The 14245-nt window shown below is 36.1% G+C and carries 10 protein-coding genes; 9 read left to right on the top strand and 1 reads right to left on the bottom strand.

What is annotated here, in order from left to right:
- Positions 1 to 30: 30 nt before the first annotated feature.
- From leuB to yihA, 9 genes are all read left to right on the top strand, one after another.
- On the top strand, positions 31 to 1128 hold the full coding sequence (gene leuB, locus NKG37_RS24550) for a 3-isopropylmalate dehydrogenase (RefSeq protein WP_016201756.1): 1098 nt from the start codon (positions 31 to 33) through the stop codon (positions 1126 to 1128).
- Between the two features lie 389 nt (positions 1129 to 1517).
- Positions 1518 to 2930, top strand: coding sequence for a 3-isopropylmalate dehydratase large subunit (gene leuC, locus NKG37_RS24545; RefSeq protein ID WP_254415486.1), 1413 nt, complete (start codon positions 1518 to 1520; stop codon positions 2928 to 2930).
- Between the two features lie 14 nt (positions 2931 to 2944).
- The gene (leuD, locus tag NKG37_RS24540) at positions 2945 to 3535 is read left to right on the top strand and encodes a 3-isopropylmalate dehydratase small subunit (RefSeq protein WP_016201754.1); all 591 of its coding nucleotides are present in this window, start codon (positions 2945 to 2947) and stop codon (positions 3533 to 3535) included.
- Positions 3536 to 3693: 158 nt separating this feature from the next.
- A complete protein-coding gene (locus tag NKG37_RS24535) occupies positions 3694 to 4716 on the top strand; it encodes a tetratricopeptide repeat protein (RefSeq protein WP_254415485.1) in 1023 nt (340 codons plus the stop codon).
- A gap of 215 nt (positions 4717 to 4931) precedes the next feature.
- Positions 4932 to 6218 (top strand): trigger factor, encoded by a 1287-nt coding sequence (tig, locus tag NKG37_RS24530; RefSeq protein ID WP_254415484.1) that lies wholly within the window; start codon positions 4932 to 4934, stop codon positions 6216 to 6218.
- Positions 6219 to 6584: 366 nt separating this feature from the next.
- Positions 6585 to 7850, top strand: a complete 1266-nt coding sequence (clpX, locus tag NKG37_RS24525) for an ATP-dependent protease ATP-binding subunit ClpX (protein WP_016201751.1) — start codon at positions 6585 to 6587, stop codon at positions 7848 to 7850.
- 455 nt (positions 7851 to 8305) lie between these two features.
- Positions 8306 to 9979 carry an ATP-dependent protease LonB gene (gene lonB / locus NKG37_RS24520; protein ID WP_212119175.1) on the top strand — a complete coding sequence of 558 codons (1674 nt, stop codon included), beginning with the start codon at positions 8306 to 8308 and terminating at the stop codon, positions 9977 to 9979.
- A 579-nt stretch (positions 9980 to 10558) separates the two neighbouring features.
- Positions 10559 to 12886, top strand: a complete 2328-nt coding sequence (gene lon / locus NKG37_RS24515; RefSeq protein ID WP_254415483.1) for an endopeptidase La — start codon at positions 10559 to 10561, stop codon at positions 12884 to 12886.
- Entirely contained in the window at positions 12883 to 13470 is a 588-nt protein-coding gene (yihA, locus tag NKG37_RS24510; RefSeq protein ID WP_016201748.1) for a ribosome biogenesis GTP-binding protein YihA/YsxC, read from the top strand. Before lon ends, yihA begins: the two co-directional genes overlap by 4 nt.
- A gap of 142 nt (positions 13471 to 13612) precedes the next feature.
- Here yihA and NKG37_RS24505 read toward each other — a convergent pair whose 3' ends face one another.
- The gene (locus tag NKG37_RS24505; protein ID WP_016201747.1) at positions 13613 to 14101 is read right to left on the bottom strand and encodes a LiaI-LiaF-like domain-containing protein; all 489 of its coding nucleotides are present in this window, start codon (positions 14099 to 14101) and stop codon (positions 13613 to 13615) included.
- Positions 14102 to 14245: the final 144 nt, after the last annotated feature.

Here is a 14245-nt window from a genome sequence, read left to right as displayed (position 1 = left end):
ATCAAGCTTTGATATAGGGAGCGAATAGAAATGAAGAAAAGAATCGCCGTATTGCCAGGTGATGGAATTGGACCTGAAATAGTAGCAGGAGCAATGAAGATTTTGCAAACAATTGAAACATTATATAGACATCAGTTCGAAATCACATATGCTGATATTGGCGGTTGTGCAACAGATAAAACAGGGACTCCTTTACCTAATGAAACGATTACGATTTGTAAAAATAGTGATGCGATTCTTTTAGGAGCAGTTGGAGGACCGAAATGGGATTCCCTTCCCGTGGAAAAACGCCCAGAGCAAGGACTATTGAAAATAAGAAAAGAATTGAACCTGTTCGCGAACATCAGGCCAACAACCTGTTATGAAAGTTTAGCAGCCTCGTCTCCACTTAAAGAGGATATTATCGCAGGAGTAGATTTAATTGTGGTCCGTGAATTGACAGGAGGCATCTATTTTGGAAAGCCGAGCGAACGTAGGTTAATAGATGGAAAACCAGGTGCTGTCGATACACTTCAATATGAGAATGAAGAAATAGAACGTGTAGTCGAAAAAGCATTTGAAATCGCAAAAACACGATCGAAAAAGGTTACTTCCGTAGATAAAGCCAATGTTTTAGAGACTAGTAGAGTATGGAGGGAGATTGCAAGTCAAGTAGCAGAAAAATATCCAGATGTTATTCTAGAGCACATGCTTGTTGATAATGCAGCGATGCAGCTGGTTAGAAACCCAAAACAATTTGATGTGATTGTTACAGAAAATATGTTTGGCGATATCTTAAGTGATGAAGCATCAGTGTTAACCGGTTCGTTAGGAATGTTGGCATCAAGCAGTTTATCAGCTGGTGGACCTTACCTTTACGAACCAATCCATGGTTCTGCACCAGATATTGCAGGGGAAAACATCGCCAATCCACTTGCAACCATCTTATCTGTAAGTATGATGCTGCGTTTATCTTTTCAAATGGAGAACGAAGCAACGATTATTGAAGAGGCTGTTAATAATGTCTTGAATAAAGGCTTTCGAACAAGGGATATTCTTGCACCAAACTGCACGATCGTTTCGACGACTGAAATGGTAGAAGAAGTAGAGAAAGAAATTCGACAGCTTGTTAAAGTGGCACATGTTTAATAAAAAAGGACTGCTTCGAAAGCTTGGCTGATATCTGGTCGGGTTTGGCTGAAAAGATGAAAGTTTGGCTGATATCTGGTCTGATTTGGCTGAAAAGATGAAAGTTTGGCTGATATGTGGTCGGGTTTGGCTGAAAAGATGAAAGTTTGGCTGATATCTGGTCTGATTTGGCTGAAAAGTCGAAAGTTTGGCTGATAACCGGTTCAAGTTTATATAAACACTTTACAAAACAGCTTTTAGAATAAAAATAGCTTGTCAAAAGCGGCAGTGATTGGATATAGAGGACTATTAATAGAGAGAAATATACCGTTAAAGGGCTTGTCAAAAGAATACTTTGACAGCCCTTTAACTACAACAGGGAAAAAGAATATGGATTGGAGGGCAAAGTAATGGGGAAATCCATTATCGATAAAATTTGGGAAAAACATGTAGTACATAGAGAAGAGGGGAAGCCGGATTTATTATATATTGATTTACATCTCGTTCATGAAGTTACCTCTCCTCAGGCATTTTCCGGATTGAGAATGAAAAATCGGAAAGTGAGAAGACCAGATCGGACGTTTGCAACGATGGATCATAATGTACCAACTATTAACCGCTTTAAAATAGATGATGAAATTGCCTTAAATCAGATGACTACCTTAGAGAATAACTGCTTAGAGTTTAATATTCCATTGGCTGGTTTACAAAGTCCTGAACAAGGGATTGTTCATGTAATTGGGCCAGAACTTGGTTTAACACAGCCTGGAAAAACAATTGTTTGTGGTGATAGCCATACATCGACTCATGGAGCTTTTGGAGCATTGGCATTTGGGATAGGCACAAGCGAAGTAGAACACGTCCTTGCAACGCAAACACTATGGCAAACTAGACCAAAAACGTTAAAAGTAGAGGTCAATGGGGAATTGGAAAATGGTGTAAATGCAAAAGATGTCATTCTTTATATACTTTCTAAATACGGTGTGAATTTTGGAACTGGTCATGTTATTGAATACACAGGAGATGTGATTCGTAATCTTTCAATGGAAGAAAGAATGACGATTTGTAATATGTCTATTGAAGGCGGAGCACGTGCAGGGTTAATTTGTCCAGATGAAATAACTTTTGCTTATTTAAAAGGAAGAAAATACGCACCGGAAAATTGGGAAAGCGCCGTTCAAGAATGGAGCCAGTTAGCTTCTGATGAGAATGCATATTACGATAAAGTCATTACAATTGATGGATACGATATTGCCCCAATGGTAAGCTGGGGGACCAATCCATCAATGACAGCTAAAGTGGATGAAACAATTCCAACAGCAGATTATTATCAAGAGGAAACAGACCGTCGAGCTTTATATAGTGCTCTTCAGTATATGGATCTTAAAGAGGGAATGGCAATTACTGATATTGCTATTCAGCATGTATTTATCGGTTCTTGTACGAATTCTAGAATAGAAGATTTAAGACAAGCCGCAAATGTTATCAAAGGACAGAAAGTATATCCAGGAGTAAGAGCACTAGTTGTTCCTGGGTCGCAAAAAGTAAAAAAACAGGCAGAGGAAGAAGGATTAGATAAACTTTTTGTAGAAGCGGGCTTTGAATGGCGAGATGCAGGCTGCAGTATGTGTTTAAGTATGAACAATGATGTGGTACCAAGTGGTGAGCATTGTGCATCTACCTCCAATCGTAATTTTGAAGGTAGACAAGGAGCTGGTGCTAGAACGCACTTAGTCAGCCCAGCAATGGCAGCTGCTGCGGCGTTAAATGGACGATTTGTTGATATTCGAAAAATGAATGCAGAATTACAAGCAACAACGTAAAGGAGGAATTTTCAATGAGTGGTTTTAAAAAGCTTTACGAAAAAGCAGTAGCGATGGATCGAGTAAATGTGGATACAGATCAGATTATCCCGAAGCAATTTTTGAAGCGTATTGAAAAGACTGGATTCGGCAGATTTGCTTTTTTCGATTGGCGCTATTTGAAAAATGGAGAACCGAATCCTAAATTTGAACTAAACTTACCTGAAAATCAAGGGGCATCTATTTTGATCGCCAATAAAAACTTTGGCTGCGGATCGTCAAGAGAGCATGCTCCCTGGGCTCTCCAGGACTTTGGATTTTCTGTTGTCATCGCCCCGTCTTTTGCAGATATTTTTTATCAAAATTGTTTAAAAAATGGGATGCTTCCAATTCAATTACAGACAGATGAAGTGGAATACCTTTTGAAAGCTGCACAAAATCAACCCTATTTCCTTCATATTAATCTTGAAGAAGAAAAAGTAGAGGATGACTTAGGCTTTTCCGCAACTTTTTCTATCCATCCTTATTGGAAAAAGATGCTGATAAATGGCTGGGATGAGATCGAAATCACACTTCAATACAGTGATAAAATAGCAGAATACGAAAATATAGCTGTTCCAAAATAGTTTATAAAATGTTAAAAGACCCTTTCTAGTCTTAAGGGTCTTTTCTTTTGTGCTTGGTTCGGTCATTTATATTTAACGTATAAATGAAAGTGCAGGTTGCATCCAATAAGAAAAAAAGCTACACTAGCAACAAAAAGAATGTATAGGCGGTTAATAGGATGAAGAAACGGGAGCAGGAAAAAAAGGATAACGTTATTTTTTTCCCCGATTTAGATAAACGTTTATTGCAAAAAGGATTAGACGCTATTCAAGAAAAGCGCTTTAAAGAGGCTGTTTCATTTTTAGAAGAAGCAAAAGAGAGAAATCCAGTCCATAGTGATATAAACATTGGCCTTATTCTCTCTTACTATGAATTAGGTTTATTGGATCAGGCAAAACAGATAGCGAAAGAAATGCTTAAAGAGGATCAAGGCGACTATATCCAAGTCCTAGATTTGTATATCATGATTCTCGTACAGCTACATGAATATGAAGAGATAGTTACTACTATTGAAGTGCTGCTAGAAGAACATCAAATTCCGGCAAATAAAATCGAACACTTTTCTAAAATGCTTATATTTAGCAGGAAGATAGCTGATTCTTCTTCCCCGGTGGATAAGGACGATTATAGTGAAGAAGAACCATTAGATGCTCATACGAATTTAATGGAATTAGAAAATCCGCAGGAACAGATGCTTCTTATAGCTAAAATGTCCACTCAAAACATTCGAGCATATATAGAAGAAGTAGAACTATACCTTCGAGATGAGGAAAAAAATCCATTTTTAAAAACGATGTTAATCAATATTTTACAAGAGCAAGAATATGAGAAAGAAGTAGTGATTCAGAAGTTTAATCGAACAATTGTGATTAAACCAACTGCACTAAAGGATATGAAAGAACAGGAGCAATACCAAAAAATAACTAGTATTCTTATCGATTATGTGGAAAGCAATGACCCTATTTTGTTCGAAAATATTAAAATGTTAATAGATCGACAAATTTTTTTGCTTTACCCATTCACGCTAGACGATTACAGTGAAGAAACATGGGCAGCGGCTTATCATTCGGTTGTAAATCAGTATTTTGGACAAGAAGAGGGAGAAGAAATCCTTGTATTATATGGAGTCAAAGAGGATGATTTAGAACAAGCAAAAACGTTTATTAATCAACTGGAGCAAATTTCTTATCCTAATATTTAGGCAAGGATGTTGAAACAACTGGAACGTATGATATAATGTAATGGTTGCATTTAGAAAATGCGAAGATGTATATTTCTTACTAGATAACTTTTTTCCCATTAGGAGGTTCTTTCTGTTTCATTAAAAACAGTAGCCAAACAATAATAAAGAAGTTAATCTATACATTAGTAGAAGTAATGAAAAAGTAGAATAGATTGTTGGAGGGAATTTATAGTATGTCAGCTAAATGGGAAGTTTTAGAAGGGAACCGCGGCGTTCTTACAATTGAATTAGATGCAGAAAAACTAAACGAAGGTTTAGATCTTGCATTTAAAAAAGTAGTTAAGCAAGTAAATATTCCAGGATTCCGTAAAGGTAGAATTCCACGTGGAATGTTCGAACAACGTTTTGGTGTTGAATCTTTATACCAAGATGCAATTGATATTCTTTTACCAGAAGCTTATGCAAATGCAATTGAAGAAGCTGGAATTGAGCCAGTTGATCGTCCTGAAATTGATGTAGAACAAATCGAAAAAGGAAAAGCATTAATCTTCAAAGCGACTGTTACAGTTAAGCCTGAAGTAACATTAGGCGAATACAAAGGTTTAGAAGTACCTGCTGTAGAAACAACTGTTACAGATGAAGAAGTAGAAGCTGAAATTAAAGCATTGCAAGAAAAACAAGCTGAATTAGTAGTAAAAGAAGACGGTACTGCTGAATTAGGAGATACAGTTGTTATGGACTTCGAAGGATTCCAAGATGGAGTTGCTTTTGAAGGCGGAACTGCTGAAAACTTCTCATTAGAACTTGGTTCAGGTCAATTTATTCCTGGTTTTGAAGAAAAATTAGTAGGCGTTGCTACTGGCGAATCAAAAGAAGTTGAAGTTACATTCCCAGAAGAATACCATGCTGAAGATTTAGCTGGAAAACCTGCTACATTTAAAGTAACAGTTCATGAAATTAAAGGAAAAGAACTTCCTGAATTAGATGATGAGTTTGCTAAAGATGTAGATGAAGAAGCTGAAACATTGGCTGATTTAAAAGAAAAAATTAAAACTCGTTTAGAAAACGATAAAAAACATCAAGCAGAGCATACAGTTCGTGATACAGTTGTAGAAAAAGCTTCTGAAAATGCAACAATTGATATTCCATCTGCTATGGTTGATACAGAAATTGATCGCATGATGAGCGAATTTGAACAACGTTTACAAATGCAAGGTATGAATCTTGAGTTATACTTCCAGTTCTCAGGACAAGATGAAGCAGCTCTTAAAGATCAAATGAAAGAAGATGCTGAAAAACGTGTTCGTTCTAACTTAACTCTTGAAGCAATTGTTGCTGCAGAAAACATCGAAGTGACAGAAGAAGAAGTTAATGCTGAACTTGTAAACATGTCTCAAATGTACAATATGCCAGTAGATGCTATTAAACAAGCACTTGGTGGCGTAGAAAACTTACAAATGGACATAAAAATGAGAAAAGCAATCGATTTCCTTGTAGAAAACAGCAAAACTGTTGCATAATAGAAGTAAGTAAAAAAACTAAGGCGCGACTATTTCGTGCCTTAGTTTTATATTAGTGTTAAATAACATATAATATGGGTAACTATAATATAAGTTACTCTAACCGTACAGGAATATACAACTAACGAAAGAGATAATATTTCCAGATTTAAAGAAGCAAAATCTGGTTATGCTTAAGGAAGTACATACATTTTACCGTTATTGGATGATAGAGGACTGATTACCCGAGTTGTATTATTTCCTGTACATTACTATTATGTGATACAATTCAATACATAACTGTTGAAAAAAGTAAAATTTGTTTCTGAACAAATAATAATCCGTAACGGTAAAAATATACAAAAAGAAGTTTTAAGGGGTGAAGGCATGTTTAAATTTAATGACGAAAAAGGCCAGTTAAAGTGTTCATTCTGCGGAAAGACACAGGATCAAGTTCGTAAATTAGTTGCTGGTCCTGGGGTATACATTTGTGATGAATGTATAGAACTATGTACAGAAATCGTTGAAGAAGAATTAGGTACAGAAGAAGAAGTAGAATTTAAAGATGTACCGAAACCAGCAGAAATTCGCGATATCCTTAACGAATATGTAATTGGTCAGGATCAAGCGAAGAAAGCACTTTCTGTTGCCGTGTATAACCATTACAAGCGCATTAATTCAAATAGCAAAATTGATGATGTGGAATTATCTAAAAGTAATATTGCGTTAATTGGGCCAACTGGTAGTGGTAAAACACTTCTTGCACAAACACTAGCAAGAATTTTAAATGTACCGTTTGCTATTGCAGATGCAACTAGTTTAACAGAAGCTGGATATGTAGGGGAAGATGTAGAAAATATTCTCTTAAAATTAATCCAATCTGCAGATTATGATGTAGAGAAAGCTGAAAAAGGTATTATTTATATTGATGAAATTGATAAAGTAGCACGTAAATCAGAGAATCCTTCTATTACGAGAGATGTTTCTGGTGAAGGGGTTCAACAAGCATTATTAAAAATTCTAGAGGGTACAGTAGCAAGTGTTCCGCCTCAGGGTGGCAGAAAACATCCTCATCAAGAATTTATTCAAATTGACACAACGAATATTCTATTTATTTGTGGTGGTGCATTTGATGGTATTGAACCAATCATTAAAAGACGTCTAGGCCAAAAAGTAATTGGGTTTGGTTCTGATGGTAAAAAGGCTGAAGTAGAAGATAAAGATCTATTAGCTAAAGTACTTCCAGAAGATTTATTACGCTTCGGGTTAATTCCTGAATTTATTGGTCGTCTTCCTGTTATTGCTAGTCTGGGTCAATTAGACGAAGAAGCATTGATGGAAATTTTAACAAAACCAAAAAATGCGTTAGTTAAACAATTTAAGAAAATGCTTGAATTGGACAATGTCGAATTAGAATTTGAACAAGAGGCACTTAATGAAATTGCGAAAAAAGCAATTGAAAGAAAAACAGGTGCACGTGGATTACGTTCTATTATTGAGGGAATTATGTTAGACGTGATGTTTGAACTGCCTTCAAGAGATGATATTGTTAAATGTATCATTACAAAAGAAACAGTAACAGATAATGCTTCTCCTAAGCTTGTTCTAGAAGACGGAACAGTAGTGGATAAAGAAACAAAAACTTCTGCTTAACAACAGTTATGTGAAAGAATCAATCGATATATCATTTATCGTTGGTTCTTTTTTTTGTGACAAAGTAGGATGAAAAACGATATTAGATGATTCTCCGCTTCATTTCTTTCCACCTCCATTACTTCTCCTTATTTTTTTCCATGAAATCTTGTTTATTCCAACAAAGGGAAGGAGATACTATTTTTTAAAGACAAGGCACCATTATGTATAGAGTCTTTAGTTAAAGGGCTATTTGTGTATTTTCTCAAATAGTCACCTAGCTTCTCTATCTTCAAGCTGGACGTGGGTGGGATTGAGAATGATTCCTTCTTGTTCAAAGCAATAGAGATAGATACATAATCGCTAACCATTGAAGGAAACGCTCCAAGTTATTAGCAAGCTTTCTAAGTGGATTGTGAAGGAAGCTAATACTTGTAAGCTGTTTTAAACAACATGATTTCAGGAGGTAAATTTTTATGAGTTGGGCGGAGATCGCTTTATTTGTACAATTATTCTTTGGGATTATTATCGGACTTTATTTCTGGAACTTATTAAAGAGTCAGAGAACACAGAAGGTTTCGATAGACAGGGAATCAAAAAAAGAAATGGATCAATTAAGAAAAATGCGTGCGATTTCATTAACAGAACCACTTTCTGAAAAAGTACGTCCAACAAGCTTTTCGGATATTGTGGGACAAGAGGATGGAATTAAATCATTAAGAGCCGCGTTATGTGGTCCAAATCCACAGCATGTTATTATTTACGGACCGCCAGGGGTGGGGAAAACAGCAGCAGCTAGACTTGTATTAGAAGAAGCGAAGAAGAATCAGAAATCCCCATTTAAGCCGAATTCTGTGTTTGTGGAATTAGATGCGACGACAGCTAGGTTTGATGAAAGAGGTATAGCAGATCCATTAATCGGCTCGGTTCACGATCCAATTTATCAAGGAGCTGGAGCAATGGGACAAGCTGGTATTCCACAACCAAAACAAGGAGCAGTTACAAATGCACATGGTGGGGTACTGTTTATTGATGAAATTGGAGAATTACATCCAACTCAAATGAATAAGTTATTAAAAGTATTAGAAGACCGAAAAGTTTTTCTAGAAAGTGCCTACTATAATGAAGAGAATACGCAGATTCCATCCCATATCCATGATATTTTTAAAAATGGATTACCAGCCGATTTCCGATTAATAGGGGCGACGACTCGTACACCAAATGAAATACCTCCAGCCATTCGTTCTAGATGTATGGAAGTGTTTTTCCGAGAATTAACAAAAGAAGAAGTTATCCAAATTGGCAAAAAAGCTGCTGATAAAGTGAAGATGAAAATAAGTGAGAAAGCCCTTGATACACTTTCTGAATATGCCAGAAACGGGAGAGAAGCAGTTAATATGGTACAGATTTCTGCTGGACTTGCAATTGGAGAAGATCGTGACTTTATTAAAGATGATGAAGTAGAATGGGTCATTCACTCCAGTCAGCTCTCACCAAGGATGGAAAGAAAAATTAACGATCATTCCGCAATTGGATTCGTTAATGGCTTAGCTGTGTACGGTGCGAATATAGGGGCTTTACTGGAAATCGAAGTGACGGTTATTCCCGCAAAGGATGGAAAAGGAAGCATTAATATAACCGGAATTGTAGAAGAAGAAAGCATTGGTGGACAAGGGAAATCCATTAGAAGAAAAAGCATGGCGAAGGGCTCCATCGAAAATGTTATCACTGTTTTACGATCAATGGATGTTCCTGCCGACCAATTTGATATTCATGTTAATTTTCCAGGTGGTATTCCAATTGACGGACCTTCTGCAGGCATTTCAATGGCTACAGGTATTTATTCTGCCATCTACAAGCAACCTGTGGATCGGAAAGTGGCGATGACAGGAGAAATAAGTATTCATGGCAAAGTAAAGCCTATCGGAGGGGTAATCGCGAAAGTGAAAGCCGCAAAGGCTGCTGGTGTGCAAAAAGTTATCATTCCACAAGAGAATATGCAAGCTATTTTAGAGGAAATAAAGGATATTACAATTATTCCTGTCGAATCTTTAACTGAAGTGCTAGAGCATGCATTGCTTAAGGAAGAATGGGGAGAAGAAGCAATTCCAGCTTCCACGATTGCATTAACAAAGAAAGAGAGCATTTAATTTCATAAAAGAAAACTTCCTTCAGAGGGGTTTTCCTCAACTCTAGCCCGTAAAGAGTGGGATAAATTTTAAACAATGCTGTCATTAAAGCATTGTCACTGTCGACTAATTCTGTTAAGTGAAAGCTAGTCGGCAGTTTTTTTGTGAATATAATTTGAATAAGAGGCATGATTCTGGAATACAATTTACCCTTAAAAGAATGCTACATTTTATTAAATACAAATATTATTATATAATTGAGTAAATAAGAATAGGCATTGATCTTTTTCTTTTTTGAATGGAAATCGCCTAAATAAGCCATTTTATTAAGGAAGGTTTGTTTTTGAGTGTAACCTTTCATTTTTCTCTTCTCGTGTTTTTCTTTAAGTAGACATGATGCATTAGAATGAGTAAAAAATGGAAGTTAGGAAGTAGTTCTATTTTTACTGCTTGTCTAATAACTCTAGTTAATAGACACATTTTCATAAATAAGATAGAATTGTACAAAGCATTAGAATGCAAAGGTTGCCTATATCGCAAAAACTATTTTAAATAGGCGATAAATGGAAAGGGATTTTTTAAAGCTGGAGGTGCAACGTCATGGAGGAAAATAAAAAAACAATAGTCCCCCTCCTGCCGCTTCGAGGTTTACTGGTTTACCCGACGATGGTGCTTCATTTAGATGTTGGTCGTGATAAGTCAGTGCAGGCTCTCGAAAAAGCAATGGTAGAAGACCATTTAATTTTTCTTACAATGCAAAAGGATATGGATATAGACGAACCTGAAGAAGAAGATCTATACAAAATGGGAACTTTGACAAAAGTGAAACAAATGCTAAAGTTACCAAATGGAACAATTAGAGTCCTGGTTGAAGGAATACAAAGAGCAGAGCTGGAAGAATTGATTGAGGAAGAAAGTTATTTTGCGGCAAGACTACGTATATATGAAGAAGAGAATACTAAAGATGTAGAAGATGAGGCATTAATGAGAACAATGCTTCAGTATTTTGAGCAATACATAAAAATTTCTAAAAAAATATCGCAAGAAACATATGCAACAGTTTCCGATATGGAAGAGCCAGGCAGAATGGCTGATATTATTGCTTCCCATCTGCCTATAAAATTAAAAGAAAAACAGCAGATTTTAGAAACATTAAATAATAAACAAAGAATGAACTATGTTATTGATATCATTCAAAATGAAAAACAGGTTTTAAACCTCGAGAAAAAAATTGGTCAGCGCGTAAAAAAATCAATGGAAAGAACACAAAAGGAATACTATTTACGCGAACAAATGAAAGCCATCCAAAAAGAATTAGGCGACAAAGATGGCAAAACTGGTGAAGTAAGTACACTGCTTGAAAAGATTGAAGAGTCCGGTATGCCTGACCATGTAAAAGTAACCGCATTAAAGGAATTAGATCGTTACGAAAAAATTCCCTCTACTTCAGCAGAAAGCTCCGTCATTCGTAATTATATTGATTGGCTCTTAGCTTTACCATGGACAAATGCAACAGAAGATGATTTGGATCTTATTAAAGCGGAAAAAATCTTAAATGACGACCATCATGGCTTAGAAAAGGTTAAAGAAAGAGTATTAGAGTATCTTGCTGTACAAAAGCTTACAAACTCTTTAAAAGGTCCTATTCTTTGTCTGGCTGGCCCTCCTGGAGTAGGAAAAACAAGTCTGGCACGTTCGATAGCTCGCTCCTTGAACCGGAATTTTGTCCGCATCTCATTAGGGGGAGTGCGCGATGAATCAGAAATTAGAGGACATAGACGAACATATGTAGGAGCAATGCCAGGTAGAATTATTCAAGGAATGAAAAAAGCAGAGACGATAAATCCTGTATTTTTGTTAGATGAAATCGATAAAATGTCCAATGATTTTCGTGGGGATCCATCTTCTGCAATGCTAGAGGTATTGGATCCAGAACAAAACCATAATTTTAGCGATCATTATATTGAAGAAACTTATGATTTATCGAAGGTTATGTTTATTGCAACAGCCAATAATTTGTCGACCATTCCTGGACCATTACGTGATAGAATGGAAATTATCTCAATTGCTGGATACACAGAAATCGAGAAAATTCATATTGCGAAAGATCATCTATTGCCTAAACAAATTAAAGAGCATGGATTATCTAAATCTCAGCTGCAGATTAGAGAAGATGGTATCCAAAGAATTGTCCGATTATATACAAGAGAAGCAGGAGTACGTACTTTAGAAAGACAATTAGCAACCATTTGCCGCAAAACAGCTAGAATGATTGTAACTGCTGAAAAGAAAAAAGTCGTTATAACTGCTAAAAATGTAGAGGACTTCCTTGGTAAACCAATTTTTCATTACGGTCAGGCCGAAGAAGAGGATCAAGTTGGCGTTGCAACTGGTCTTGCCTACACTACAGTTGGCGGCGATACTTTACAAATTGAAGTATCCTTGGCTCCTGGGAAAGGCAAGTTAGTCTTAACAGGAAAATTAGGTGACGTGATGAAGGAATCTGCTCAAGCAGCATTCAGCTATATACGTTCCAAATCAGAAGAGTTAGGCATCGATGCGAATTTCCATGAGAAATATGACATTCACATTCATGTCCCAGAAGGTGCAGTACCGAAGGATGGTCCATCTGCAGGGATTACAATGGTAACCGCGCTTGTGTCTGCTCTTTCTGGAAAACCAATTAAGAAAGAGGTTGGAATGACAGGAGAGGTAACATTGAGAGGGAGAGTTCTCCCAATTGGAGGATTAAAGGAAAAATCTCTTGGTGCTCACCGTGCCGGTTTAAAAACCATCATCATTCCAAAAGATAATGCAAAGGATATCGATGATGTTCCTGAAAGTGTAAGAGAAGAGCTAGACTTTATTTTAGTTTCACATGTAGATGAAGTATTAAAACACGCGTTGAACGGAAGTGTAAATCTTTGAAAGTTAATCAAGCAGAAATAGTAATTAGTGCCGTAAAGCCAAGTCAATATCCAGAAGGGAATCTACCGGAATTTGCTTTAGCAGGTAGATCGAATGTTGGTAAATCCTCCTTCATTAATCGGATGCTCGGACGAAAAGCGTTAGCTCGCATTTCGTCCAAACCAGGGAAAACACAAACATTAAATTTTTATTTAATTAATGAAATTATGCATTTTGTAGATGTACCTGGCTATGGATATGCAAAAGTTTCTAAGAAGGAACGAGAAGCATGGGGGAAAATGCTTGAAACGTATTTTACCTCAAGAGAACAATTAAAAGCAGTTGTATTGATAACAGATCTGCGTCATCCGCCAACTACAGATGATATTTTAATGTATGACTTTTTGAAGCATTATGGAATACCTTGTGTAGTAATTGCTACAAAAGCAGATAAAATATCAAAATCTCAATGGCAAAAACACTTAAAAGTAACAAAAGAGACATTAGGATTAAGCCAAGAAGATTACCTAATCCTATTCTCATCCGAAACAGGAGAAGGAAAAGACAAAGTCTGGTCCTTGCTAGAACATTTAGCAAATAAATAAAAAAAAGACTCACTGCCTCTAACTAACGTTAAAGGAAAGTGAGTCTTTTTTGTTGGAGTTTAATAAGGTGAGGAATCCTTATTGTTTCAAATATTCCCACTGAAGGTTATGTTCCAAAACCCCATATACTATGTATAAACTTTCATTTCCTCTTCTTCGAAACTAAATAATACCCGCCAACAATAATAAATAGAATAGGGATCAAGTTATTTAAAGTATGGGGACTAATTTTTAAGAATGTTAGTGAGCCAAGAATTTCTTGATAGAAAAGCAATAAAACTGCTAGCAATAAAAATAAAAGCCCATTTAACAAGCCTTGTCCCGTTTTCTGATTTTGAAGAATAAAGCCAAGTGCAATAATTAAGATAAAAGTTCCCGTGTGATCCGGCCAAATAGCAAGCTTATTCACTAAATGAAAATGTAAACCAAATCCAGTTAAAATTACGCCTGGCAAAATTACACCATAATCCTTTCCACCATAGCCCTGAAAAAGAAAAGCAATCCCAATGATGATTAATAGGGTTGGCCAAGTATATAGATTGGGTAGAATGGTAATATTAAATTCCTTTAAGATGAAATAAAATCCAAAACCAATTAATACGATACCAGAGAACCATTTTTGTGTTTTCATTATTTCCTCCACTTCCAAAAAACTTAGCTTGAATACATAGAAGATTTTTGTTACTGTACAATGAGTAAAGTACATTTTTTGTACAAAAACTAGCATTTAAAAATAATTTTGCAAAAGAAGTATAAACTATTACTAGTAAATAAC

This window comes from Niallia sp. RD1 (assembly GCF_024219955.1).
Classification (GTDB): Bacteria; Bacillota; Bacilli; order Bacillales; family Cytobacillaceae; genus Niallia; species Niallia alba.
Note: the sequence above shows the minus strand (reverse complement) of the source record. Positions and strands in the feature narration are given on the sequence as shown.

Bases quoted from the DNA above. Each gene is read 5' to 3' on its own strand.
- lonB (WP_212119175.1), top strand. From the start codon at position 8,306: ATGAGTTGGGCGGAGATCGCTTTATTTGTACAATTATTCTTTGGGATT.
- clpX (WP_016201751.1), top strand. From the start codon at position 6,585: ATGTTTAAATTTAATGACGAAAAAGGCCAGTTAAAGTGTTCATTCTGC.
- leuC (WP_254415486.1), top strand. From the start codon at position 1,518: ATGGGGAAATCCATTATCGATAAAATTTGGGAAAAACATGTAGTACAT.
- tig (WP_254415484.1), top strand. From the start codon at position 4,932: ATGTCAGCTAAATGGGAAGTTTTAGAAGGGAACCGCGGCGTTCTTACA.
- leuD (WP_016201754.1), top strand. From the start codon at position 2,945: ATGAGTGGTTTTAAAAAGCTTTACGAAAAAGCAGTAGCGATGGATCGA.
- NKG37_RS24535 (WP_254415485.1), top strand. From the start codon at position 3,694: ATGAAGAAACGGGAGCAGGAAAAAAAGGATAACGTTATTTTTTTCCCC.
- lon (WP_254415483.1), top strand. From the start codon at position 10,559: ATGGAGGAAAATAAAAAAACAATAGTCCCCCTCCTGCCGCTTCGAGGT.
- leuB (WP_016201756.1), top strand. From the start codon at position 31: ATGAAGAAAAGAATCGCCGTATTGCCAGGTGATGGAATTGGACCTGAA.
- NKG37_RS24505 (WP_016201747.1), bottom strand. From the start codon at position 14,101: ATGAAAACACAAAAATGGTTCTCTGGTATCGTATTAATTGGTTTTGGA.